This window comes from Nibribacter ruber (genome assembly GCF_009913235.1).
GTDB lineage: Bacteria > Bacteroidota > Bacteroidia > Cytophagales > Hymenobacteraceae > Nibribacter > Nibribacter ruber.
Window position 1 is genome coordinate 3,737,748 of sequence record NZ_CP047897.1, and the last position, 26,334, is coordinate 3,764,081.

At 51.1% G+C, this 26,334-nt stretch carries 20 protein-coding genes; 4 read left to right on the forward strand and 16 right to left on the reverse strand.

The features are described from left to right. The first annotated feature begins 1 nt into the window (after window position 1). Window positions 2-685, forward strand: coding sequence for an ABC transporter ATP-binding protein (locus tag GU926_RS15815; protein ID WP_160693566.1), 684 nt, complete (start codon window positions 2-4; stop codon window positions 683-685). 96 nt (window positions 686-781) lie between these two features. Here GU926_RS15815 and GU926_RS15820 read toward each other — a convergent pair whose 3' ends face one another. Next, a complete protein-coding gene (locus GU926_RS15820; protein ID WP_160693567.1) occupies window positions 782-1,522 on the reverse strand; it encodes an SIMPL domain-containing protein in 741 nt (246 codons plus the stop codon). Between the two features lie 236 nt (window positions 1,523-1,758). On the opposite strand from GU926_RS15820, the gene GU926_RS15825 reads away from it, so the two are divergent. Next, window positions 1,759-2,196 (forward strand): hypothetical protein, encoded by a 438-nt coding sequence (locus tag GU926_RS15825; RefSeq protein ID WP_160693568.1) that lies wholly within the window; start codon window positions 1,759-1,761, stop codon window positions 2,194-2,196. A gap of 75 nt (window positions 2,197-2,271) precedes the next feature. Here GU926_RS15825 and GU926_RS15830 read toward each other — a convergent pair whose 3' ends face one another. The 5 genes from GU926_RS15830 to GU926_RS15850 all read right to left on the reverse strand — a co-directional run bounded on the left by GU926_RS15830 (window position 2,272) and on the right by GU926_RS15850 (window position 5,639). After that, window positions 2,272-3,339, reverse strand: coding sequence for a mechanosensitive ion channel family protein (locus GU926_RS15830; protein WP_160693569.1), 1,068 nt, complete (start codon window positions 3,337-3,339; stop codon window positions 2,272-2,274). Between the two features lie 162 nt (window positions 3,340-3,501). Further along, complete coding sequence (locus tag GU926_RS15835; protein ID WP_160693570.1) at window positions 3,502-3,867, reverse strand: carboxypeptidase regulatory-like domain-containing protein; 366 nt, start codon at window positions 3,865-3,867, stop codon at window positions 3,502-3,504. A gap of 35 nt (window positions 3,868-3,902) precedes the next feature. Then, entirely contained in the window at window positions 3,903-4,412 is a 510-nt protein-coding gene (locus tag GU926_RS15840; RefSeq protein WP_160693571.1) for a nuclear transport factor 2 family protein, read from the reverse strand. A gap of 42 nt (window positions 4,413-4,454) precedes the next feature. Beyond that, entirely contained in the window at window positions 4,455-4,976 is a 522-nt protein-coding gene (locus GU926_RS15845; RefSeq protein WP_160693572.1) for a hypothetical protein, read from the reverse strand. A gap of 60 nt (window positions 4,977-5,036) precedes the next feature. Next, a complete protein-coding gene (locus GU926_RS15850; protein WP_160693573.1) occupies window positions 5,037-5,639 on the reverse strand; it encodes a hypothetical protein in 603 nt (200 codons plus the stop codon). A gap of 199 nt (window positions 5,640-5,838) precedes the next feature. Here GU926_RS15850 and GU926_RS15855 point away from each other — a divergent pair, with 199 nt between their 5' ends. Both GU926_RS15855 and GU926_RS15860 read left to right on the forward strand, forming a co-directional pair. Then, window positions 5,839-6,825 carry an N-acetylmuramoyl-L-alanine amidase gene (locus GU926_RS15855; RefSeq protein ID WP_160693574.1) on the forward strand — a complete coding sequence of 329 codons (987 nt, stop codon included), beginning with the start codon at window positions 5,839-5,841 and terminating at the stop codon, window positions 6,823-6,825. 172 nt (window positions 6,826-6,997) lie between these two features. Continuing rightward, window positions 6,998-9,325, forward strand: a complete 2,328-nt coding sequence (locus GU926_RS15860) for a penicillin-binding protein 1A (RefSeq protein ID WP_160693575.1) — start codon at window positions 6,998-7,000, stop codon at window positions 9,323-9,325. 98 nt (window positions 9,326-9,423) lie between these two features. Here GU926_RS15860 and GU926_RS15865 read toward each other — a convergent pair whose 3' ends face one another. The 10 genes from GU926_RS15865 to GU926_RS15910 all read right to left on the reverse strand — a co-directional run bounded on the left by GU926_RS15865 (window position 9,424) and on the right by GU926_RS15910 (window position 25,580). Further along, the gene (locus GU926_RS15865; protein WP_160693576.1) at window positions 9,424-10,470 is read right to left on the reverse strand and encodes a DUF354 domain-containing protein; all 1,047 of its coding nucleotides are present in this window, start codon (window positions 10,468-10,470) and stop codon (window positions 9,424-9,426) included. 134 nt (window positions 10,471-10,604) lie between these two features. Then, window positions 10,605-11,690: a glycosyltransferase family 4 protein gene (locus GU926_RS15870; RefSeq protein WP_317165646.1), complete on the reverse strand. Its 1,086-nt coding sequence runs from the start codon at window positions 11,688-11,690 to the stop codon at window positions 10,605-10,607. A 5-nt stretch (window positions 11,691-11,695) separates the two neighbouring features. After that, entirely contained in the window at window positions 11,696-12,970 is a 1,275-nt protein-coding gene (locus tag GU926_RS15875; RefSeq protein ID WP_160693578.1) for a hypothetical protein, read from the reverse strand. Between the two features lie 10 nt (window positions 12,971-12,980). Next, window positions 12,981-13,745: a nucleoside/nucleotide kinase family protein gene (locus tag GU926_RS15880; RefSeq protein ID WP_160693579.1), complete on the reverse strand. Its 765-nt coding sequence runs from the start codon at window positions 13,743-13,745 to the stop codon at window positions 12,981-12,983. Between the two features lie 138 nt (window positions 13,746-13,883). Beyond that, entirely contained in the window at window positions 13,884-16,961 is a 3,078-nt protein-coding gene (locus GU926_RS15885) for an oligosaccharide flippase family protein (protein WP_160693580.1), read from the reverse strand. Between the two features lie 93 nt (window positions 16,962-17,054). Continuing rightward, the gene (locus GU926_RS15890; protein ID WP_160693581.1) at window positions 17,055-18,140 is read right to left on the reverse strand and encodes an NAD-dependent epimerase; all 1,086 of its coding nucleotides are present in this window, start codon (window positions 18,138-18,140) and stop codon (window positions 17,055-17,057) included. A 305-nt stretch (window positions 18,141-18,445) separates the two neighbouring features. Continuing rightward, window positions 18,446-18,964, reverse strand: a complete 519-nt coding sequence (nusG, locus tag GU926_RS15895; protein ID WP_160693582.1) for a transcription termination/antitermination protein NusG — start codon at window positions 18,962-18,964, stop codon at window positions 18,446-18,448. 154 nt (window positions 18,965-19,118) lie between these two features. Then, the gene (locus GU926_RS15900; protein ID WP_160693583.1) at window positions 19,119-21,431 is read right to left on the reverse strand and encodes a GumC family protein; all 2,313 of its coding nucleotides are present in this window, start codon (window positions 21,429-21,431) and stop codon (window positions 19,119-19,121) included. A gap of 15 nt (window positions 21,432-21,446) precedes the next feature. Beyond that, complete coding sequence (locus GU926_RS15905) at window positions 21,447-22,241, reverse strand: polysaccharide biosynthesis/export family protein (protein ID WP_160693584.1); 795 nt, start codon at window positions 22,239-22,241, stop codon at window positions 21,447-21,449. A 129-nt stretch (window positions 22,242-22,370) separates the two neighbouring features. Next, entirely contained in the window at window positions 22,371-25,580 is a 3,210-nt protein-coding gene (locus GU926_RS15910; protein WP_160693585.1) for a T9SS type A sorting domain-containing protein, read from the reverse strand. Window positions 25,581-26,334 lie beyond the last annotated feature (754 nt).

Below are 26,334 nucleotides of genomic sequence, written 5' to 3' on the forward strand. Positions count from 1 at the left end.
CATGGCAGAAAAGGTTCTGGAGGCGGTTGGCCTGAATAAGTATTTCTATGACCCGGCTAAGTTTCAGGTCCTGAGCAACGTCTCGTTCAGCATCACGCACGGCGAGTTTGTGTCAGTGGTGGGCAAGTCTGGCTGCGGCAAGTCCACGCTGCTCTACATCCTCTCCACCATGGACACCGACTATGAGGGCCAACTCTATCTGGACGGCGAGCTCATGAGTGACCGAACGCCCAAGCAACTGGCCCAGATCAGGAATGAGAAGATTGGTTTCGTGTTTCAGTTTCATTACCTCATTCAGGAGTTTAGCGTGCTGCGCAACGTCATGCTGCCGGGCATTAAACTGGGCAAATACCCGGTGCAGGAAGTAGAAGACCGGGCCATGGGCTACCTGAAGACGCTGGGCGTAGACGATCAGGCGCTCAAAATGCCCAACCAGCTAAGCGGTGGCCAGAAGCAGCGGGTGGCCATTGCCCGCGCCCTCATCAATGACCCCGTTTTGATCATGGGCGATGAACCCACCGGCAACCTGGACAAGAAGAACTCAGACATCGTGTTTGACATCTTTCAGGAACTCTGCCAGGAAAAGAAACAGACCCTGCTCATTGTCTCGCATGACCCTGACTTTGCCCAGCGCACTGACCGGACCATTGAGATGGAAGACGGCAAAATCATCAGCGGCCATTGATTCAATCTAAAACCGTTTTTGGCCTTTTTTCTGGAAAATAAGCCAAAAACGGAATCAAGCTTATGGACTTTTCTGTGTCATGCTCATCGTGGTTCTTTATTTAAGCCGGTATTCCACTTGCAGGGTTCTGCTAAGGTAGACGTTGCCGTAGTTGAGAGTGATTCTGGAGTTGGCGGCGGCGTCTGTGGCCATACGAGACTCAGCTTGCACGGCCACAGGGCCACCGTAATTCTGGGGTTGCAGGGGCAGTTCTACATTGGCCACCCTTAGGATTTCTTTGTCAGACAATCCCATCTTTTTTACAAGTTTGTCTGCCAGAGCGTTGGCGCTGGTGAGGGCTTTTTGGTAGGCTTCGTGGCTAAGGCTGTCTACCTTGCTGTGGGCGTAGGAAAGATTCCCAATGGTGACGCTTTCATTAGTAAGCAGTGCAGGATACAATTCTTCCAGTACCGCTAGTTTTCTTATTTTCAAAGAGATTGACAAGAAAGATCTGTAGCCTAAGAACACGTTGGAATTGTTCTGCCACCCGTATTCCTTCCCTTGGTTGATTGAGGTGGTAAGAATGTCTTCAGGCGCTATCTTATATGTTTTGAACAGCTTATTCAATGCCTCAGACTTGTCCAGCAGACACTGCTTTGACTTGGTGATGTCCTTGTCCAGACACTGTAGTTGTAAAGTAATGCTGGCTTCATCTGGCAGGGTGGAAACCTCTCCGGTGGCATTTAGAATCATGGTTCGGCCGCGGTCATTGCTGGCAACGCCGCCGGTACTGGTGTCACAGGACTGGTGCAGGAAAGCAAGCGCGCACAGGCACATTAGGTGGAGGAGCGTTTTCATGGCGTAAGGATGAGTTTTTGGATAGATAGGATGCAGCTTATACGGGTTGCGGTTCTTTTTGGCCTGTGCCTTTACGCCGGTAAGGACGCGTGCGGTTGAACGCGCCCAGGCTTTTATTGCTATAGAATAAGCGTACCTTTACAACGAACTGCTGCCTGCCAAAACTATTTTCTCATTAGGCAGTTACTTTAAAAATCTCCCCCTAAACGTAAGGTCGCCGTAACCCTATTTCAATCATGCGTCTAGATGCAAAGAATTCCTTTGACCGAACCTTTTATGTGGTGGAATACAAGCCTGCGCTCAACTTGATAGACACGCACTGGGAAGGATATGCCTCTTTGCATGATCTGAAGACTGCTTGTGAGGTAGGGTTGCAAATTTTGGAAACCACGCACTGCCCCTACAAGCTAAATGACAACAGCGCCCTCTCTGGCCCCTGGAGCGAGGCGGTGAGCTGGCTGGAAGACAACTGGCTGCCCAGAGCCATGCAAGCCGGTCTCAAATACCTGGCTCACGTGGCCAATGAGCATACATTCAGTGAAGTGGCCGGTGAGGTCATGCACATCAGTAAGATTGGCCAAGAGCTGAAATACCGCATGTTCTTCAAAAGAGAAGAAGCCATTGAATGGTTGCAGTCTTGCCAGGCCGTAGAGGCCGCGCAGGTTCTTACGTAAAGCTCCTTTCCGTTTTTAGGCTGTTTTCCCAGAAATACGCCAAAAACGACATTTGCCAAGGTATAGGGTTCCTTCTTAATTGGCCTCGGGTGGCTGCGGCACTACCAACACGGTGCGCGTAGGGTAGGCAAACTCAATTCCCCGGTTCTGGAACTCCTCAAAAATCCTGAAATTAATGTTCTGGTGAATGTTCATGTACTTGGTATAGTCTGAGTCCAGGATGTTGTACACCACGTCATAGGTGAGGCTGGAGTCCTCATACTTGGCAAAATGGGCGCGGTCAAACACCACCGGCTGCTGTTCCTCTACAATGGACTTGATCAGGTCTGGAATGGCCTTGAGGTTCTCCAAGGAGGTTTGGTAGGTCACGCCCAGCTTAAACTCCACCCGCCGTTTCTGCATGCGCTTGTAGTTGTGAATACGCGAATCTGTGAGGTCACTGTTAGAAAACACCAGCTGCTCGCCACTAATGCTCTGCACCCGCGTGGTCTTGAGGCCAATGTAGTCTACGGTGCCGCTCTTGTCATCAATCACAATAAAATCGCCGGTCTCAAAGGGGCGGTCAAAGAAAATCACGAAGTAGTTGAACACATCGCCAAGAATATTCTGCGCCGCCAGGGCCACCGCAATACCGCCAATGCCCAGACCCGTGATGACCGTGGTGACGTTGTAGCCCATGTTGTCAAACAAGAACACCAGGCCAATGATCCAGATGAAGACGTTGATGATGAGCATGAGGCCGCCCAGCTGCTTTACCTTATCTTCGCCGCGTTCCTGCTTGCGCACATAGGACTGCAACAACACCAGAATAGTAGCCGAAAATAGCCTGATGAGCAGAAACGTGATGGCCACGGTGGTAGCTACCCTGATTACGTTTTCGCCTTCCTTGGAAAACCTTAGGTACGTCAGGCCCATGTACACCACGGCAAAGTAGAAGGCCGGCACCACAAACCGCTCCACGCTGTGCACAATGAAATCATCAAATGAAGTGGTGGTGCGCTTGGCCCACCGCATGAGGCGCTGCAGAATAATGCTCTTGAAGAACCTGACCAACAGCCAGCCGATGAAGATGATGGCCGCCGCTATGATATAATCCTGTACTGTGTTGTGGTAATAGACTCTCTGCAAAAACGATTGATCCATAGAAGGGGAATTGTAGGAAAGGCATAAAAAAACCGCCACCCAGTTTTACGCAACGGGTGACGGTAGAAGTTATACGGAAAAAGACTATTGTTCCTGATTAAAATTTATGAGACTTAAAGAGTTAATACGCTGGTTATACTTAATCCTTTACACTTTTCATTTTTAGTCTGTACCGAGTTCAATCTTTAATTTTACTATTTCACCAGCCTTGAAATCAACAGTGTCATTAAGTGTGTAAAAACCTATAAAAGTAGTTTTGAGTGTGTACTTTCCGGGAGGAAGGTGACCAAATTTGAATATCCCGTCCTTCCCGCAAGTACTGCTAAATGCGTATTGCTCATTTTCAATGGTTACTTGGGCTCCTTTTATTCCCAGGTGATAGTCAAGGTCTAAGACCTTTCCGGAAACAAAGGCGGTGGCAGTATCCATTATGCCAGTTCTCATAACTGCTAGCCTGTTGCCGTTCTGCCACCTAATGGTTTTTGGGCTGCAGTTACTATTAAGCAGAGCAACAAATATCAGTAGCATGTACAATCTCATGGAAGAATAAGAAGTAAAAGACACTACTTCTTGGCTTTGGACGCTTGAGCGGCTTTCATGTCGCAGCCTTCTTTGCGGCGCGTGTCTGTGATGGAGAAGATTTTCCAGCCGTCTTGTGAGCGGTACAGTTGGAAGGCGTCTACGCCGCAGTGGCTGAACGTGTCGCCTACGTACAGGGCATAGTCACACCAGAGCGTGGCGAAGTCTCCGTCCAGGTGAACTTGCACGTTCCAGATGCCTTCGTCCAGCATTTTTTCATGCTTCTGGCCCACCATCTCAATGAATTTCTGCATGGGCGTTTCGCGCAATTGCACCACGCCGTCTTTGCCCATCGCTACAGACTGCAATCTGGCTCCCGGGGCCAGCACAGATTTAGAAAGCGTGCTGTCGCTTTGGCGCATGCCGTCAAAAAACTTGACCACCGCCGCTTCTACGGCTTTGGCGTCTTGTGAAGCTGGTGCGGCTTTTTTAGTCTGGGCCGAAGCAGTAAAGCTCAGTACCGCCAGGGTGAGGAAAAGTAAGAAATGACGCATCTTTTGTGTAGTTAGGAGTTAAACGCTTAGAATGAAGGAGTACTACTTTGGGGTAACCTTTTTCCATTCGCCCTTCGTGAAAAACACATTACCGAATTTAGGCGACCAGAACACGTAATAAAATGGGTCATACCTGCTGTACAAGGTAGGTTTATTTTCAATGATATGGCTTCGGGGTTCTTGTATAGAAATCACTATTCTGGGCTTTTGGTAGGCTTCCAGGAAAGAGACGGTTCCTTTGTATGTCTTGAGGATTCGTTCGTTGTCAGTCTCATAAAAGTAAATGGAATCGTTGGGTTTGATTTCAAAACGATAATGCTGGTACTGCCAATCGGCTTGTTTGCCCGGGGCCTTAGTTCTATCAACCACGTACTGGCCATAGACATCGTCCCTGCTTAATTCTGATTTCCCAAATATCCGTTGCAGGGTGAACACTACCAGCACCAAACCAAGTAAGCCAGTCCAGAGCACCCCCAGCAGTTGAAAGTAAAATGCTTTTCTGGTGACTAAACCCAAAATGAAGAGCACCAGCGAGGCAGGCAGAAAAATGAATGTGAAAAGCAAGTTAAACCCAAACCCCATGCATTGGCCCAGTAAGTGTGCGTGTCAAGTGTTTTCTTCCTATTAAATCAACACCAACTTATCATGCAACAGCGCCCGCAGTTCTGGCGGCAACCCGAAGTGCGTGTCCATAAAATCGTCCAGGATTTGGCGGGTGTGCGGCGAGATGAGTTCCTGCATCTGCTCCAGGGCTTCGTCAGAAATCATGTAAGGCAGGTAACCGTACACCAAGTCAGGGCCGTCGCATTGGGCATAAATTTGGTACTCAGAACAGGCCTGGCGGGGTTTGCCGGTAACCAGGCAATGGGAGAGCCAATTATCCAGATTCAGAGGATTGGGCAGGCTGAGTAGGGCCTCGCGGCGGGCCACTAAATCTACGTGCTGGGCAAAGAAAGCCTCAATGCGAGCTTTGGAGTCTACAGACAATTCTTCGCGTAGTTTCTGGGCGCAGGTAAGGCACATGGCATACTCAAAGATGACATCCTGTAGGTTAGCCTCGGGATAATTCTTAATTGATTTCTCCACTAGGTAGGCCGTGCCGTCTTGGCGCAAAGGGCAGTCACACGTTAGACAAGTCTGGAACGGCTGTCCCGTGCCCATGGACTGGAACAAGGCCGGAACCGGTTCAAACTCGTGCTCAATGTGTAAAGGTGGTAGGGCATCCATGGGCAAAGAAGCTAGAAGAGCCAAGGTACAAACTCTAACCGCGCAGCACAAGCCCCTTTGTTTTTGGCCTGTTTTCCAAGAAACAGGCCAAAAACGCAAGTCAAGCCGTATAGGCAGGGAGAAAGCTGGTGGATTTTTCTAGACAAAACTGGGAGAAGTGACAGCGGCTTTCCATCTTTGGTACTTTCCTGACGCTACTATGAAACATTCCCTCCACCGCCTGGCGCTGTTCTGCCTGTTTGCCCTCACCCTGGCTGCCTGTGCTAAACACCCGTACACCGATACCAACAAAGCCTATAAAAAACAGGTGAAAGCCCTGGCCAAAAGCCTGCAGCAAACGCCCGTCACCAGCCCCGGCGAAGACTCTCTCAAGCAAGGCGACTACTGGGTAGGGACCACCAATTTTAGTTTACGCAAGCCCAACTACGTGGTCATCCACCATACGGCCCAGGACTCTACCGCCCAAACGCTTAAGACCTTTACCCTGCCCAGAACGCAGGTGAGCGCGCACTATGTCATTGGCCGGGACGGGAAGGTGTACCATATGCTCAATGACTACCTGCGGGCCTGGCACGGCGGCAGCGGCCGCTGGGGCAACAACACTGACCTGAACTCGTCCTCCATTGGCATTGAGCTGGACAACAACGGCACAGAACCCTTCCAGGAGGCGCAAATAGAGAGCCTGTTGCAGGTGCTGGCCAACTTGAAGAAAACGCACCGCATCCCCACCGAGAACTTTATTGGCCACTCAGACATAGCGCCCACCCGCAAAAACGATCCTAGCCGCATCTTCCCCTGGAAGCGCCTGGCCCAGGCCGGCTACGGTGTCTGGTATGACGAGGCCGAAGTGGAGAAACTGATCCTAGAGGAGAAACTGGTAAAGGACACGCTGGCCCAAGACTCGGCGCTGGCCCTGGTCTTGATCACGCCGCAGAAGCCAGACGTGCTGCCCACCAAACTCTCTGACAGCCTGTCTACCGCTACCCAAGTGGATTCTGCCTACCTGGTACCGGCCTCGTTTAACCCCAAAGTGGCCCTGCGCGTGATTGGCTTTGACACCAAAGACCTGTCGGCGGCCCTACGGGCGTTCAAGCTGCATTTTATTCAGACAGACGTGAATGGCGTGCTCACAGATTATGACAGAAAAGTGCTGTATTACCTGTACCGGAAGTTCCTGGATTTGTAATTCTGGCGGTGGCCAAAGGCCATAGTGGCCAGGCCCGGGGCGGGTAGCCTCCGTTTTTGGCCTATTTTCTGGAAAACAGCCCGTAAACGGAACGGCAACTTCGCGAAAGCCAACACTTTCCTGTAACTTTGCACGTTGTTGAATTCGTAGCTGAGCGCTGCGTCCTTACCGCATGTCAGAAAAAAAGAAGAAGAAAATACAGCCGCAAAACAAGTACAACAAATGGGTTAGAAACCTTTGGAAAGTATTTGGCGCAGGCCTTGTGTTGGTAATCCTGTATTTTGTTGCCGTTGATGTTAACTTTCTGTACCTCTTCGGGGAGAGCCCGGGGTTAGATGAGTTGGAGAACCCGCGTAGCAACGTGCCTTCAGAGATTTATACCGCAGACGGCGTCATGGTGGGCCGTTACTTTAGAGAAAACCGTGACCCGGTGCCGTTTGACAGCATTGCCCCCATTATGGCCAAAGCCCTCATTGCCACGGAGGATGAACGCTTTTACAAGCACCAGGGCATTGACCCTGTGGGCCTGCTGGCTGCCATTAAAGACAACCTGTCTGGTGATACCCGAGGGGCTTCTACCATTACCCAGCAGCTGGCCAAGAACCTGTACAAGACGCGTACCAAGAACACCAAGGGCGTACTAGGGTACATTCCGGGCGTGTCTACGCTCATTGCCAAAACCAAGGAGTGGAACACGGCCATCAAGCTGGAGCAGCGCTATACCAAAGACGAGATTCTGGGCATGTACCTGAACACCGTGGACTATGGAAGCAATGCCTTCGGGATCAAGGTGGCCGCCAACACGTTCTTTAGTACCACGCCAGACAGCTTAAAGCCCGAGGAGGCCGCCATGCTGGTAGGCGTCCTGAAGGCACCTACCACGTACAATCCGCGCTTCAACCCCAAAAACGCTCTGGCCCGCCGCAACGTGGTTTTAGAGCAGATGGCCAAAAACAAGGTCCTCACCAAGGCCCAGGCAGACTCCTTGAGCCAACTGCCCATTGACCTAAAATACCACGTAGAAGAACACCTGGACGGCGTGCCGGCGTATTACCGCCAAGCGGTGAATGAGTTTGTGCGCAACTGGTCAGAAGAAAAAGGCTTGGATTTTTATTCTGAGGGCCTCAAGATTTACCTCACCATTGACTCCAGAATGCAGCGCCTGGCAGAAGAAGCCCTTCGGGAAAAGATGAAGAGCCTGCAGCGCCGCTTTGAAAGCCACTGGCGCGGGCGCAACCCTTGGGTAGATGAGAAAGACCAGGAGATTCCTAACTTCATTGAGACATCCATCAAGCGCACCGCTGTCTACCAGTCTTTGAAAAACAAGCACGGCAAGGACACGGCGGCTATCAATAGAGCGTTGAACACCCCGCACAAAATGGAGGTCTTCACCTGGAAGGGCATGAAGGACACTACGCTGAGTTCCATGGACTCTTTGCGGTACTACAAGCGGTTCTTACATGCCGGCCTTATGACCATGGACCCGTACACCGGCCACATAAAGGCGTGGGTAGGGGGCATTGACTATGAGAACTTCAAATATGATCACGTAAAGCAGGCCAGACGCCAGCCGGGTTCCACGTTTAAGCCGTTTGTGTATGCCGCCGCCATTGACCAGGGCTACTCACCTTGTGACAAAATCCAGGATCAGCGGGTGACCATTAAGTACGTGGAGGACGGCAAGAACATGGAGTGGACGCCGCACAACGCAGACTATTCCATCTCTGGCCGCCAGATGACGCTTCGGCACGCCATGGGCCGCTCTGTGAATACCGTAACCGCGCAGTTGACCGAGGCCATTGGCTGGGACACCGTGCGCAAGTTTGCCAGAAAACTGGGCATTACCAGTCCGCTGGAGGCCGTGCCGTCCATTGGCCTGGGATCTTCAGACGTGAGCGTGTTTGAGATGGTGAATGCATACAGCACTTTCATCAACAACGGTTTCCTGAACAAGCCCATCCTGGTTTTGAAAATTGAAGACCGCAACGGCAACCTCATTGAGCAGTTCAACCCACAGCAGAAGCGCGTGATCAGTGAAGAGACCGCTTTTCTGATGGTACACATGCTCAAAGGCACCATGGAAGAACCCGGCGGAACCTCGCAGGCGCTCTGGGAATATGAGCTCTGGAAAAAAGGCAACCAGGTAGCAGGGAAGACCGGTACCACCTCCAACCACTCAGACGGCTGGTACATGGGCGTGACTAAGGATTTGGTGACCGGCGTCTGGGTGGGCGGCGAAGACCGGAGCATTCACTTCCGGACCTCGGCCATGGGCGAAGGTTCCAAGACGGCGCTGCCCATTTTTGGCCGGTTCATGGAGAAAGTGTACCAAGACCCTACGCTGGGCATTAAACTGGGGCCGTTTCCTAAACCCACTGTCAAGATCAAGAAGCCTTACAACTGTGTGACAGTGATGCCGCGCAAACCTAAGGTGGTAGACTCATTGGCGGTAGATTCTCTGCTGCAACAGCTCAACGACAGCATCTCCTCACAGTTCTAAAGAGAAGAGTACATAACACACCGGTGCCCGTTTTTGGCCTGATTTCCGGAAATCAGGCCAAAAACGGGCACCGGTGGTTTTAGCGGGAATTGCCTGCGTCAGGTGGCGGAGGTTTCGTATTTGAGAACCTCGTTGACCATGAATTCTGTGGTGTCAATGCAGTCCCCTAAGAGGCGGTCTCTGAGCTGGCCGTACTTGGTTTTGCCGCCTCCGTCCTGTATGATTTCCAGACCTCTTTCTATGGCTTTCTCCTGGTCCTGGGGGCTTTCCGTGAAGTAAGACACCAAGCCGTATTTCTCACCTTGTTCATCTGTGTAGCCCAGGCGGTTGCTGTTGATGAAGATGGCCGGCGTACCCAGCACCGCCGCCTCAGACGCCATGGTGCCGCTTTCTCCAAACAGGAGGGAGCAGTAATAGAGCGCGTCATGCATCTTGTGGAACGGGATCTTGATTCTCAAGGACTCCAAATCTTCTGGCAAGGCGCCTTCTGAGGAGATGAAGACCCTGGCGTGTTTGGACAGTTCCTTTACTGCCCGGCGCTTGTTCTCCAGGCTCATGCCGTTATGGCCAAAATCATGCGCCGCCGCCCAGGACACAAACCGCACTATCACAAATTTTTCCTCTGGAGCAACGCCCAGAATGTCCAGGATGCCGGGGTCTGGCTTATAGTAATTGGGGTGCAGGTAGGCCAGCTCCATGTAACTTTTGAAGCGGTGCTGCTTCTGACCCAAATCTATGGTGTAACAAGAAGGCGTAAAGATTTTTGTGGCATAGGGTACGGTTAGTTTATGATGCAGCTTGGCGTGCTCAGAGTCGCTGAAGACCAAAGTGGGTTTGTTAATGAATTTGGCCACCTGTGAGGGGTAGGGGTGCAGGAAGTTGAGAAACACGTCTGGCTTGAATTTTTTGGCAATCTGCCAGATTTTAAGGTCGGCGTAGATAAGGTACAGGAACTTGCCAATTTTGCCGTTCTGTCCCTTGCCTCGGTTGATGTAGGGGATGTCATAGAGCTGCAGCAGGTTGTGCTCAATCTCCTTGTTTCTGGACACGAATAAAATTTCATGGTTCTTCTGCGTCATGATCCTGTAGAAGTTTCTGAAGTAGTGCACATGCGCAGGATGGTTGATGTCTATAAGTATTTTCATACAAGAAAGCTTTATGATAGGAAGGCAGTGGGGTACGTAGCATGCAGATAGCAAACCGGCCTGAACCCGGGCGCTAGTGGGAAGAATATAGGGAAAGGGCCTTTCAGCTGTCTTGGCGGGCAGGCCCGTTTCTGTTAGGTAATGCCCACCTGTTGCCTTTCTAGCGGGGCTGCATACTGTGTTTTTGTGGCAGGGCTGTTGAGCGGATGAGTGGCTTGTTTGTAAATGTCTACTATGCGGTTGGCCACGGTGTCTGCGTCCAGGCCCAGATCTTTTATGCGTTGAGCACCGTTGGTTCGGCCATGTTCCTCTGCAAACGCCAGAGAAAGCTTTAATTTTTCGGCGAAGTTCTGGGGTTGGAAGGAAGCGGTATAGCAGCCGGGCGTGTTACCCAGCACCCATTTGGCATCGCCCATGTCTGTAGATACAATGGGGCAGTTGCAGGCCATGGCTTCTTTGATCACGTTGGGTGAGCCTTCCATCAAAGACGGTACCACCAGCACGTCTACCGCATTCAGGTATTTGGGAATCTGGTCATGCGTAACCGGGAACGGGTTGATCAGTTCCACGTCATTGCGGTGCAGGCTGTCTACCGCCTGTTTGGCCAGCACGTAGTTTTTTCTAACGTTGGTTTTATTGCCCAGAAACAGCACCAGCTTCTTGTCCTGGGGTAGGCCCAACTCTGTCCGGTAATCTTGGGTAGATGGTTTAAATTTCTCTTTGTTAATGCCATTGGGCACTATGTAGGACTTGTTCTTTAAAAACACATACTGTTCAATGTTGGCAGACTTGGAGATGATGTACTTGGTGAACGGTTGTATGAGGTAAGTGAGCAGCGTAAAGTAGCGGCTGCTGAATTTCACCTTGTTCACACCAATGTATTCACCGTAGGCATCACTCCCCATCAAGGACAAGACCACCGGGGTTTTATTGGCGCCCAACACCGCCGACCACCCAGACAAGGTGAAATGGGCATGAATGAGGTCATACTGGTGAGTTTTTAAATGCTTTCTCAGCTGCAGGCCCGCCTTCACATAGCCCGGAAGGCCTTTGCCCACAATAGGGTAATAGTCTACCTGTATGCCGCGCCTTACCAGAGAATCTCCCTGCTCTTTAATGAAAGGTACCACCTCAAAGTTTTTACTGTTTCCACTGCACACAAAAAGTACTTTCATAGTTCTTGATTTTAGGGGGTTGGCAATAGGGTTACATTTGGGTATTAGGTTTAATGAAAAGTTAAAGTAGTAGGGCTGCTCTCTTCAATGGTGATGTGTGAGAGCTCTGGTTTGCTTACCGCGGCTCTGCTATGCTTCACAGCCGTCAACAGCATGAGCAAAAACGGCGCAAAGGTGAGGGTGCCAATGAATCTGCCTGGCAGGATGACCACCAGCAGCATGACCAACAGCGGATAGTACAGCTTACGGTGGGCAGGTAAAATAACGCCGTTGTTTCTGATGAAGTACTGGATGAGGAGGCCCGCAAACATGAGCAATCCCACCAACCCCGTGCTGAAGAACAACATGTTCAGGTCACTGTGAATAGGCCGGTCATGGCCGAAGTACTTAATCCCGAACTCCCGGGTGTCAAAGAGCTGTACGCCAAAGAAAATCTGCAGGGGCCTGTCTTTCTTCTGGTGGTAGTCCATGATGTACATGGTCTCCAGCACACGGCCTTCTTCTTCATATGTGTCCAGGTCCTGAATGCGGTCTCGTTTCTCCAACTGCGCCGTCAGCCGGGCTTCATACAGCGGGTAAGAAACCACCAGCGCCACCACCAGCACGCAGAACAGGGCCACCAACTTGAACAGCATCTGGCGGTTGAAATAGGCATACACTACCAGGGCCAGAAACAACATGCCCAGCGCCGTCCTTCTGGTGTTGATGAGCAGAATACACATGTTCATCAAGATGAAAAGGGCATCTGTGGCTTTAAGAAGCGCGGTTTTGTTTTTGTTGGTGATGATGTAATGAATGGCCAGAAACACCACAATGGGTACAATGTACATTCTGGAGGTGACCAGAAACCCCGTGGAAAAAGCATCTGTATATGACTCCCCAAACCCGAATTTATTGGCAAGGATGATGTACACCGGCAGCATAATGAGGAGCGCCCGGTTGTAAGGTTCAAACTCCTGAATGAAGTTACCCTGCGTGGCCACGTGCTTGCCAATAGGAATCATGAGCAGCGTAATCATGACGGCCATTGTCATTCTGGACGTGATGATGATGTCTCCAGCGTTCACCATCCAGAGCACCACCAGGTAGCAGAACAGAAAAAACAGGAACATGTCTGATTTCTTGAGTACATGGTGCTTGGCAATGTAAATGGCCATGAGCGTGAGTGGTACCAGGTACCGGACGGCTGCATAGATCTTGTCATCTTTGTAAAAGCCATCCAGCATGTCAAACATCACAAAGAAGACCATCAGCGCATAGACAAACACCTTGGTGCTGTAAAAGAAGCTGGCAATGAGCAGGGCGCATAATAAGAATAAAGCCATAGCGCAGGGGTTAAAGGGAAAGATGCCGTAGAAACCGGGTCGCGTTTTCCTCTGGGGTGCTCTTGGTAGAAATCACATACTTGACCGGGCAGGGCGAATGCAGGTACAGGTTGTACAGATAGGTATTGTACTGCTTAAGCTTGCGCAGCCGGCGTTGGGGGTCCATGCGGTCAAACCGGCTCAGTTTGCTAGTGCGGTTGGTAATGCGCACAGAGGCGGTCTCCATGTCAATGTCAAAGTAAAGCACCTGGTCTGTCTGGAGGTAGAACCGGTGCAACTGCTTCTCTATCTTGTTGTAAGACTTGAGCCGGAAGATGGTAGCCGACCATAGTTCCTGAATCATCCACTGCTCCAGTAGCACAAAGTCTACTTTTTTGGTTTTGATGTGCTGGTGCAGCACGGTGTCAAACACGGCAATTCTCACATACCGCAAAATAGAGTTGAGGCTGAAGATCTTGTTCAGGGCCAGCGTGAAGGCATATACCACCAGAGTGGGCAGGTGCTTAAAGACCGTTTTAAGAATGAGGAGCGTGCGTTGCGTCTGGCTTATCTTCTTCACATGGTCCTTGATCTCCTTCAAGGTTAACACTTGGTAGCCTTGTTGGCGCAGAACAGCGGTGTAACAATAGCAATTAGAGGTTTTGCCCGCCCCCGGGGGACCGACGAACTCAATCACCGTTGCTTTTTGCGTAGGATGCGCCAATGCCATAAATGCTGCTTCCTGTCTGGTCTCCTGCTGTACCTCCATAATCTGCCAAACGTTTTCGTGCTTCACTTTGGGTAATCCACCCCATGGTGGACTCTGGTTGATCAGGCTCCGTTTTTGGGCATATTTCCTGGAAACAGGCCAAAACGGAGGCTCTCTGGTGGTTGTCTTTCTTTTTTCTTCTGGGCGGCTTTTGCTTAGCGTGCGTTAATGATAGGCCTGCCAAATCTCTTTCTTCACCGTGGACAGTACCTGGTCCAGAGGCTGCGTGGCGTCTACCGTAATCACCTTGCAGGTGTCTTTGAACTGAAGGCTCTTAAAGCCCGCAATCTTCGCCTCCAGAGTGGCCAGCAGGGTTTCGCCGGGCTTGCGGGCTTCCACCACTTCTGCCTCGGCAATCAGTTTAAAGATGACGTCTGGCGGAGTGCTTTCTGCCTTGGCGTAAATGTTGGCCTCCATCTTGGACAGCATCCTGAACACCGGGTTTTTAGAATCTGCCAAATGGTGCAGCAGGGGGCCGTCATTGTAACCCATGATCTGGTTCTGCGGGTACCGGTCACAAATGATGAGCATACCCTTCTCTTTGGCCACCTGCATCCATTGCAGGTTTCGTCGCTTTTCATTGGCCACCATCAGGGCGTTGATGCAGCGGTAGACTTCGGCCAGGGTACCTTTTTTGCGAGGCGTGGTGAGGGCTATCTTCTTCCCTGAAGCAGATTTTTTAGGAGCATGCAGAAATGCCCCTTTTGCCCGGGTGAGCATTTTTCTGGGCCAGGAGACTTTCCCGTCGCCGCGACCGTAATAGATTCTGTATACGTCTAGTTTCTTCTGAAAGGTGTCTCTGAGGTTGGCTGTTACGGTAGATTTTCCAGAGCCGTCTGCGCCTATCACGGCTATTACCATGCCTCCGCGCGGGTTCACCCGCTGGCTGATGATGGGCCGGTTGAGCAACTGCGCGAATTTTCTGGAGAACTTGACGGTGATTTCTCTGTACCAACGCACCAAAGACGCCGTGACAGGCGAGTACAGCCGGGCACTTTCAAACTCCTTTCTCACCAGAAATGACAGTTTTAGCAGCTGTTTCTTGGTGAACCCGCCGTTCATGATTTGGAGCATGGGTCCGTATTCCTTGAACATGGCAGCCAAAAAGGCCTCCATCTCCAAGGAGGTGGTTCTTTCCTTCAGCCATCTGTATTCTTTGAGTACGTTCTCTGAATATTGGGTCTTTCCCAGAAAGCCCATCATCAGGACATCGCGGTTTCTGAGTTTGAGGGCCTCTCTTATGTACAGCAGAATGAGTTCAATGGCAGGGTCTGAACGGTAGATGCCAAAGGTCTCATCATACACCCTGGTGTTCAGGATATTGTCTTCTATCTGCAGCTGGTAGCCTTTTAAATAGGTTTCGCCCATGGTGAGCCTGAAATGAGCGTGCACGTGAATCACCTTGCCCGAGGCTACGTCCAGGGCAATATAGTCTTCTATGTCTTTGTACTGCTTCTCTTTGATGGACTTGAAATTTTTGAACCCCAGGTCTGCCAGTACCAGCTCCAACTGCTCTTTCTGGCCGTGGTGAAAAAGAATGTCTAGGTCAGTGTCTCCTGTCATGGAGGCGTCCAGGTGCTCATTGCTTTTCCAGTGGCAATAGACAATGTTCTGCTGGTGCAGAGCGGTCAGCAGCTGCTGTATGGTGGGTAGCGGGACTACGGCACAGGTGGTGTCTGGTTGAGTAGAAGAGGACATAGCAGTAGAAGCGTTGGGTACAACAATCTGGTCTGGGGCGGTTTTCCCATTCTTGGGGACTTTCCCAGACTTTTTAAATTTCTTGACGATGAGGTGGTGGAACAGCTCTTTTAAATCATTTCTGATGAGGTAGTTGTGAAAGAAACGAAGCATTAGATAGAGCTGCGCGGCTAGGCCAGTGCCCACCAGTGTCAGCCTCAACGCGGGGTGCAAGTCATAGCTTCTGCACAAAGTAGTGAGCAGGTAGCAGCCAAGGCCCATGGGGATCATCAGCAAAAAACCTTCCTGATGCACTTTTAGGATGCTTGCCCAACTAATGCCCGCCAACCGCGTGCTGAGTTGCGCCATCATGAAGAAGTTAGCGGTCAGGGCAACGGCAATGCCGGTGGCCACTCCGTATAACCCCCAGTAGTGGCCAATGATGGCACCAATGAACACCAGGCCGGCGTAGATGATCTGTCGCCAAGCCCGTTGGTACACGGCACCCGTGGCTCTGGCCAGGGTATCACTAAGTTTATAGCTCATTCTAAACAGAAGACTGCAGGCCAGAATCTGAAAAGGCAGAATTACCTCTACCCACTTGCGGCCCAGCAGCGTGAGGACAATCTCCGGCGCCAAAAGCACCAATACCACGCTCAGGGGCATGGCCAACAGCGCAATCATGCTCACGCCGGTAAGAAAGGCCTTGCCAATTTTCTGGGTGTCTCCCTGCACTTTTGCCATGGCCGGGAAAAGTGCCTTATCCAAGGCATTCCCAAACAAGCTGGCAGGCATGACCATGAATTGATAGGCTCTGCCGTATATCCCTAGCGCTACGGGGCCCAAGGTGCGGCCAATGACCAGGTTGTCGCCTTGGGTGGCTAAAAAATTGCCAATGCGGCCCATGGTCATGCCACCGCCAAAGTAAATGAGTTCTCTAAAAGCGTCCTTGTCAAACCCCAACCGTTTAGGGAAAGGCTGCAGTCTAAGCAGGAGCAGAGCGTTGATGACCGCCTGACTGATATTAGCGGCTACCAGAGCCCAGACGCCCCAGCCCATCTTGCCCAGCACAATGCCCACCGCTCCGTAGCCCACGGCGTAGGAAGCCAGTTCAATCATGGCGCTGGTCTTGAACTGCATGTTGCGCTGCAGAAGTGCCTGCCCAATCAAGGTGAAGGAATCTACCAGAAACACCAGTGAAATAGCCCTGATCACCGGCACGAGGCCCTCCATCTTGAAGAAAAGGGCGATTAAGGGTGCGCCCAACAGCAGCATACTGGAAAACAAGAGACCCATTAGAATGGAAAGCGTGAACCCGGTGGTCAGGTGTCGTTCTTCCAGCTCCGGGCGCTGCACAATGGCTGGGCCTACGCCCATCTGGGTGAACATTTTAGAAAGCTCCAGAATCACCAGGGCCAGCCCCATGACCCCAAACTCCTTGGGACTTACCAACCTGGCCAAGATGGCCAAGACTCCTATTTTTAAGACAATTTGCAGGCCGCTGCCGGTGATTAGGTACAGAAAGCCTGAGAAGGTGCGTTCAGTAAGTTTCTTATCATGCGCCATATCAATGTTAGACTAAAAGAACGGATGGACAAGGGTAAAAGCCCGCGGCCCCAGGCCGGCAGTCTTGCAACGGTAGTAGAAATAATGTTTCTGTTAAGCGGCCGCGGCCTTGGCGGGAGCCAGGCTCTGCAGCGCGTAATAGGCCTTGTACCAGTCTGTGAACTTCTTTAGCCCCTGCTGTATGCTGGTGTCTGGCTTGTAGTTGAAATGCTCCATGAGGTCATCCACGTTGGCCCACGTGGCCACTACATCTCCGGGTTGCATACCTTCCAGCTCTAGAATGGCTTTCTTGCCCATGTTGGACTCTATCTCCTGAATAAAGTCCAGGAGGGCCACCGGGTTGTTGTTGCCTATGTTGTAGATGGCGTAGGGAGCGGATGATCTGGAAGGGTCTGGGCAGTTGCCATCCCACTCGGGGAGCGGGGCGGCCGGTTTGTCAATCACGTTCACCATGCCTTCTGTGATGTCATCAATGTAGGTGAAATCCCGCTTCATCTGGCCGTAGTTGAACACCTTGATGGGTTTCTCTTGGAGAATGGCCTCTGTAAAAGAGAAGTACGCCATGTCTGGCCGGCCCCAGGGACCATACACGGTAAAGAACCGAAGACCAGAGGTAGGGATTTTGTACAGATGGCTGTAAGTGTGGGCCATAAGCTCATTGGCTTTCTTACTGGCCGCATACAAAGACACCGGATGGTCCACGCAGTCTTTCACGGAGAAGGGCATCTTGCCGTTCAGGCCGTACACGCTGGAAGAGCTGGCGTACACCAGGTGTTTGATCTGGTTATGCCGGCTGGCTTCCAGTATGTTCAGGAAGCTTACCAGATTGGACTGCGCGTAGGCGTCTGGGTTGGTGATGGAGTAGCGTACGCCCGCCTGGGCGGCCAAGTGCACGATGGCGTCAAACTTCTCCCGGGCACACAGAGAAAGCAAGGCGTTCTTGTCTTCCAGGTTCATTCTAATGAACCGGTAGTTAGGGTATTTAAAGCTCTTCACCTCTTTGTACCACTGCACCAGTCCTTCGCAGATGCCGCTTTCTGTAAGGCGATCAAACTTCAGTTTGGTGTCATAATAGTCATTGATGTTGTCAATGCCCACTACTTCATCTCCTCTGGAGAGGAGCTTTTCAGCTAGATGGAATCCAACAAAACCGGCGGTCCCTGTAATCAATATCTTCATATCTGCGGTGTTAATGGTGCGCATGTAGGATGCAGGGCAACGGTTCCTGTGCGTGGGCCATGGCATTGACCTTTGCGGCATTCGTTTTTGGCTTGTTTTCCAGAAAAGAGGCCAAAAACGCTTGGGCGTGAAAAGCAGGAAACAGCGTTGCCGTAGTGGAGGCAATGACGGGAGCCACGAGACCTGCGGCCAGGGCCCAGATCAGACAGCGTAGAGGAGAAGGCAGGGTGTAGGAGAGCTCCTACCGGTTTACTTTCACAGATGCGCCGTGAAAGGGCGTGGTGTTTTATGAGGTAAGTGGTGGTTTACTTGTGCATGGAGCCCACCTTCTGGCCGGCCCGGTTGCTTCTTTTTTTGGTCTGCCGGGCATACAGCAGCATGCCCAGGGTAGGGAGGTTCAGTAACTGCAAAGGAGCATTGGCTGGTATTTGTACGCCTTCCCTGTCTACCAGATACGCCTCTGCCATCTTTGCTGATTTAGGCGACTTCAGGTGCGTACTGGTGAACAGGACGTTGTAGTGCGTTTTAAGAAACTGCTGCATGGCCACAATCTCATCCTCTGGCACCACGGCAGGTTTCTGAGACCATTTCACTATATGCACCACATCTGGCAAGGACCCAATCCTACCCAGCTGCTGCTCCATGGCCTGAACAAACACATAAGAGCCAAACAGTGGTTTGTGGATGGTTTCCTGTCTTTTTTTCCATTGCTGCACTTTTCTGTTCAAGGGGCAGTAATGAGGAAATCTGAGTTCCGTGAGGCTTTGCGCTACCTTTCTCTCCCTTCTGGGTTTGGTGCAGATGATGTACCAGTTTCTCTCCATTGGTTTTGCTTGTTGCTAAGAATAGAATTGAGGCCCATGGCGGCCAGGGAAGGTGCCAACTATAGAATTCACTCTGGCAGCAGAGGAGTACTTGTGTTTAGCGGGAACCTTTATATAAACGATTTTAATACACTTTTGGCTATGAATTTTTCAATTAAGTATTCTTGGCCAGGTAGGCATTGTTTCCGTAGTTGAGCTCATACCCATAGCCGTATTCAATGCCGTGGTGGCCTTTGAACAAGCCCCTGGGTTTCACGCCGTTAAACACAATGGCCATGTTGTTCATGAACTTGAACTTGTTGTTTTTAGACAGCCGTTTTACAATGCTCATGGGCGTATAGCCGTGGCGCATGATGAGGAGCGTCATGTTGCAGAACTCAGTAAGCAGCGAGGCCCCAGAGATGATGTCTGCGGGAGCAGTGTCCACCAGAATGTAGTCAAACTCGGCTTCCAGGTAGCAGAAGAGATCTTCCAGCTTTCCGTTGAGCAATGATTCTGTGCTGTCTCCCATGTAGGAGCCCGCAGGAACAACAAACAGGTTCTCAGATTCTGAGCTGTTGATGATCTGGTACGGCTCTATGTCCTCCATCAGGTATTCGGTGATGCCTTTGAAGTTGGTCAGGTTGAACAGGCGGGTGGTAGCAGGATTGCGCAAGTCAAAGTCCAGCAGCACCACCTTTCTGCCCGAGGAAGCCAGGCTGTGGGCCAGGTTGGTGCTCACGTAGGTCTTTCCTTCGCCGGCAATGCTGGAGGTGACCATGATTTTCTTTTTCACGAACGTGCGGCCAAACAAGCCAATGGTGGCCCGCATGTGTCTGAACTCCTCAATCACGAAGCCGTCTGTGGGTTTTTGGTGCAGCTTGTCCTTGGTTTTGGTGTACTGCAGCTCTGCCACCACGGGTATGTTGGTGTAGGCCAGAATCTCTGACAGGAAGAGTAACTTGCCGTTCATCATTTCCTTGCCGGAGATCAGGACCACGCCCATTACGCAGGAAAGCACGGCCGCAATCAGGTACACGTATAAAGAACGCGGCGCAATGGGGTAGAGGGAGGACTCTGCCATGTCCACAATTCTGGTGTCTTCATCTGTAGGTGCGTAAGACAAGACCGTCTCTTCTCTTTTCTGCAACAGGAAGTTGTAGGCGTCGTTCTTGGTGGCCTGCTGCCGGCTGATCTCCAAAAGCTCTCTTTCCTTGCGCGGAATGGTAGACAGCACGGAGTTGTATTTGCTGCTGTTGGAGGCTATGCTGCTGCGGCTGGCCTGAAGGGCAGACCGCTGGCTGCGGATATTTTCCAGGATGCTGGGCCGTATTCGGTCAATCTCACTGGCCAACGCCAGCAGGATAGGGTTGTTTTCTGCGGTGGTGCTGAGCAGGCGCTGGTATTCAATCTCTGAGTCGTAGAGTTTCTGCAGCAGTTGCGTAAGGGCCGGGTCTTTGATGCCGAGGGTAGACGGGGCCATGCCACCCGAATTGCTCTTAAGCACCACATACTGTTCCACCTCGCTCAGTATGGCCAGTTGCAGGTTGATGTCAGACAGGTTACGGTCACTCTCTCCCACGCTGCTGAGGTACATTTTGCCCTGTTCACTCAGGTTCACCACTCCCTGGCTGGACTTGTAGTGTACCAATTCATTTTCCAGCGCTTTCAATTCTTTGCCTACCAGCTGTATGCGGTTGTTCACGTACTCCAGGGTTTTGGCGGCCAGGTCGTTGCGCTTGTCAATGGCTACCTGGTTGTATTCCTGTATCAACTTATTCAGGATGTCTTCGCCGCGTTGGGGAGAAGCATCTGTAAAGTTGAGGTTGACCGCGGTAGACAATTTGTTTTCTGCCTGGATGGAAAGGTTGCTGATGATGTTGTCTGTGACTTTCTTAGGGTGCATAATGGCAAAGAACAGGGGCAGGCTTGGCGTATCGCGCTTGTTGTCATTGGGCAGGAACATGAGCTCACCGTACGGGGTGTTCACCCAGGTGTTCATTGGGTAGGCTTTGTGGCCAACGGTTACCTGCTGCTTGCCTTTGTCAAAGGCAAAGTACACCTTCTCGGTCTCGCGGGCTTCTTCTGGGTTTCTTAACTTTATCTTGATGGGAGAAGAGGTGTAGGCCGGAATGGCTCTGAACTTGTCTTCCTCAAACTGCGGAGCGTACAGGCCTAACTCGTCAATCACTTTTCTGGCCAGAGCTCTGGACTGGATCACCTTGATCTCATTCTCCACAATGTTGTTGGAGGTGAAGGCGTCTATGGACTGGGTCATTCTGGACTCGTCCACCCCCTTCTTCTCATCTTTGATGATGATGGTGGCAGAAGTTTTATAGGTGGGCACCGCCAGGTACTGCAGGTAGGCCCAGGCGCCGGCCATGGCAAAAATGAACAGAAGGAGAAACAATGGCCAGTAGGGTACATATTTATGTGCCAACGAGTCAAACAGGCTCTCTTCCTGGGTGGTTTGGTTGTTATCAGTCATACGCGTACTTCTGAGTTATCTGGTTAAGCGATCTACGGCTACTACTACTACAGTCAAACCACTGAAAATCAATGGCAACAGCTGTCTCACTGGATTAGCGGTGGCTACTTTGGCTTTGTCTGGCTCTACATACACAATGTCATTGGGCTGCAGATAGTAATACTGGGAGTTGAAGAGCTCTGTAGAGTTGAGGTTAATGCGTTTAATGATTTTCTTGTCCTCTACCTCCCGTATGATCAAAACATTGCTCCGCTTGGCATAAATGGTCAAATCTCCGGCCAGGCCCAGGGCCTCCAGCAGCGTAATCTTCTCATTGGGGGCGTTCACCACGGTGGGATTGGCTACTTCGCCCAACACGGTCACCCGGTAATTCAGGTACCGTATGTTAATAATGGGGTCTACCAGTAGTTTACGGTCTGTAAGACTTTTGGTGATGCTCTCTTTTAACTGTCTTTTGGTAAGGCCTAACGCCTTGATGTTTCCTAAGATGGGAAACTGAATGTACCCCTGTGCATTGACCAGGTACCCCGAGACCGAAGTAGCCCTGCCTGAAAAGTCCGGCGCCTCTGAGTCTGTGACGTTGGGCGTGTTGAATATTTTGGACGCCTCTGGGTTCAGGCTACTCACGGAGATGCTCAACAGGTCGTTCTTCTGAATAAGAGGCTCAATGTTCTCTACGCCCGACGGTAGCACGCTGTCCTGAATGTTGTTGAAGTACACCACCTTCTTAGTGCTGGAACAGCCGAAAACGAAAAGACTGCACTGCACAAGTAACAGGTAAGACAGAAATTTTCTGAGAGGTACAATCATAGTTGTGGGTATGGTAGGATTAAAAGTGTTTCAATAAGCGTACTTGTATAAGGGTATAGGTTCTCTGGCCACATGGGCCAGAGAACTCAGTTATTTGAATGTGTTAAACCGCACGCCCTAAGGCGGATGCTACCGGTTGTGCAGCAATTTTATAGTCTCCGTGCCCAGATTTGTCTCTAGTCTGAGAATGTAAAGCCCAGAAGGCAGTCCGGCAGCGCTCACTTCTAACGTGTTGGCTACGCCCGCTTCGGCGAGGCCCTTTTTGGCGTCAATAACCTGTTCTCCCTTACTGTTGTAGAGAACGATGGTGTAGGCACCTCCTTGGGGGAGGGTAAAGTTGACGGTGGCAGTGCCTTTGAACGGGTTAGGGTATGCTCTCAGGTTCTGGCCGTGTTCTTTCAACAAGCTGCCGTTGGCCATAGCCGTGGCGGTAGAACTGCCATCTGACACCAGGAACCCAATGGCTTTCCAAGCGGTAGTGCTCACATCTGTGGCCATCAAGACCGTTTCTCCTGTGTACGTGGCTTTTGTGCTGCTTACGTAATTATACATACCCCTGATCAGGTAAATAGGAGAGCCAAAGGATATAGCGTCTAAAGAAGACTCCTTGTAGAGAATGTCACCCCCGTTTTCTTGAGAAGTGTACACGATCCTCAGTTTACCGGCCGCCTCATTCAAAATCACGATGGGGCGCGTGCCGTTCTCCTGGGTAATCTCATAAGGGTTGTCCCATACTCCGTTGGGCCGGCGTACCAGCAAGGCTAGTTTGGTGTAGCCAGGCGTTTCATAGCTGGTCTTTACAGCACAATAAAGGGTGCCATCACTAGCCAGAACCATGTTCATGTGGTCATCAGAGAAACCCGTGCCTACGTTCAAGGCCGTCTGGGAGCCAGGTGACTCATCTTCTGACCAGGTGGTGGCGCTGTCTCCGGTGGTGTGGGTCCTCATGCCGAAGAAATCTGTGCGCTGGTTGCTCCACAGCACGGCCATCTTGTTCTGGGTAGGCAGGGCAACAATGGCGCAGATGTCGTCATCTGCTATGCCGCTCTCAATGACGATGGGCTCGCTCCAGGTGGTATATGGGCTGTCACTGTAGCGTACGTTCACTGAGTCTGGCGTGTCATAGGCTACCCACATTCTACCGTTGCCATCTATGTCCAGGGTGGCGGTCTCAGCATCTGGGCCCAGTACAAAAGAGGATCTTGTCGGACGGCTACTCCAAAGCTTATAGGCGGCGGCGGCGGCATCATACTCCAAGGAGATCAGGTAAGAATTGTTGTTGCCTCTGAACAAGAGAACATGCGCCAAATTGCCTACTACTTTGCAATCTGCCCGGGCTAGTGCGCCGGAAGAAACCAAAAGTACCTTGGTCCATGTGGTGCCGTCCAACCGCCACAGAAAGGTGCCGTCTGTGGTAGGCAGCACGGTCCAGAACTTGCCGGCGTAGGTCCATACTTTAGATTGGGGCTTGTCTGCCGTGTTGGTGGAAATGGACATGGGCGTGATGCTGGCCACGGTGGCAAATCCGCCGCCACTCGTAGGGGTTTGCAGCAAATAGGACTCGCCGGCGGTAAAGCCAGACGCGATGGGATTGGAAGACGCATCCATGATCTCAGTGCCAGATGCCTTCAAGTCTAGCCGTACGGTGCCTTCTCCCGCGGTGTTGGCCGACAAGTCATACACCGTGCCGTCTGTGCCAACGGCGGTAAGCCCGGTGAGCGTGCCGCCTGCGGTGCCGGTGGTGGTGAACACAAAGTCATTCACAGACACGCCTGTTACTTTCTCAGAAAAGGAAACCCTGAAGGTAACTGAGCCCGGCATGATACTGGCAGTGGTGGGGCTCTGGCGGTTGATGCTGGTTACCATAGGCGAGGTTACATCTCCCACGGGGCCAGGGTCTGATTGGTCCGCGAGTAACTCCATGTCAAAGGCCATGTCTGAGGTGTTTGCTTTGGACTGGTGCACTTCCACGGCAATCACGTTGGGGCCGTTGATGAAAGCGCCATTGCTGATGGTAAACGATTGTATTTTGGTGCCATCACCGCTAGAACTCAGAGCAGCCAGCGTATTATAGGCAATTGACCCGGTAGGCATGTTGTTGCGGTATACTTCTGTGCCGTTCACATACACCACCACGCCATCGTCCATCTTAATATTGACTTTAAAGGAGGTGTAGTTACTTACATCTGTAATGGAAAGGCTTTTTCTAAAGTAGGTGGTAATGTATTTGTTCTTGGCATTAGGTCCATATCCCACCAGGGTGGCCGCGTCTGTTATTCCGTAGCCAAACTTGCCTACGCCTGTTTTCCAGGCGGCGTCGCTGAAGGAAGTGGTTCTCCAGGCGGTGCTTTGGTCTGTGCCGTTGTCCAGGTATTTCCAGGAACTGTTAAAGCTGAACAAGGCATTGGCGAGCGGCACCGGTTCAACCAAGGTATAAGACTCGCCGGAAGTATAGTCCCCCGCAAGGGCGTTAGAAGATAAGTCTGTGATATCCGTGTCAGGGGCCATAAGGTCCAGGCGCAAGGTTCCTTCACCAGAAGCATTCACGGTGGCGTCATAGTGGGTGCCATTCTCAGAACTTACGTCGGTTACCGTGGCTTCTACAGAGCCGGTGGCTATTGCCGTGAAGTCATCTGGAGTGACGCCATTCACGGGCTCAGAGAAAATGGTTCTAAAGGTGACTGCCCCGGGCTCTGTGATCTCACTGGAGGGAGACAGCCGCTCTATGCTTACCACGTACGGTGATACCAAGTCACCGTCTGGTCCATACAGGCTGGAGGACAGCTCCATGTCAAAGGCCATGTCTGAGGTATTTACCTTGGACTGGTGGATTTCTACGACAATCACATTGGTGCCACTTACAAAAGGAGCTGAGTTAACCTGGAAGGTGAGGGTTTTGGAGCCGTCTCCGCTGGAGCTTACCGCAGAAAGGGTATTATACGCGATTGGGCCGGTGGGCATGTTAATGCGGTGTACCTCTACTCCGTTCACATATATGACAGCACCATCATCTAGCCGGATATTGGCCGTGAAATCCCCCAGGCTGGCAGGATCTGTAATGGAGATAGACTTCCTGAAGTACGTGGTGACGTATTTTTTACTTTTATCTGGGCCGAAGCCAATTTGAGTATTGATTCCCTCTACACCATAGCCAAACTTGGCAGAACCTGTCTTCCAGGTGCTGCTATTGAAGGAGGTTGATATCCAAGCCATTCCCTGGTCTGTTCCATTGTCCAGATACTGCCAAGAGGAGCCGAACGGGATTAGGGTATTCTGGGCATTTGCATCAAAAATAAAGAGCACGGCAAGTGCTAAAAGAACAGATAGACTTTTTTTCATACCAACATCACTAAATGATCAAACACTGGTCCTCCTTTACGCGCCGCCGTGTACAATGCCAGAAAAAGTAGCATGATTAGCAGACGCCTAAAGCAGACGCTTTCTTCGCAGTTCTTTGAAACCAGCAGGTGCGTGTAGAGCAGGGCCTGATGGTGCTGTAGGGCAGATAAGCTAAGGGTGCTCCGTAAACATTCAGGCGTTCATAGCACCACATGAACGCAACTGGTGGGGTTGATGCCAGGCTAAGCCTTTAATATGTAGGGGTGATTGTGTCTTTTACCTGATATTGTTATTATTTCAATAACGGCATAGTGAGAATATAAGAATCTATACGCTGCTAAAAAGTGAATGTTCACGTTTTAATACGGATATTCTCAAAAATTAAAATATTAGATTACTCTATATAGAATTAGTTCAATTTATGGTGGAAGGTGCATCAGCCTTTCTTCCGGTCTTTCTGCATATAAGCTTTTTCTGCTAAAAGGCATCAAGAGAAAAGCACTCGCTTAGTAGCCTTGTACTGGGTGAGGCTCACGCTGTTACTGCCAGACAAAAGGCGGGTTTAGGGCAAAGACCAACAACGGTGTAACAGCAAGCTGAATTCTCTGCCGCTCCTTTAGGCTTGCCCGATCCAAATAAATTCACTCATTTCTGCAATTTGCCTCGCTACGGTAAATTTCCCTGGCTGGTTATAATATAAATAAGCCACAAGACCAGAAACGGCCCCTTTTTAGGAATAAGCTAAAGAATAGTC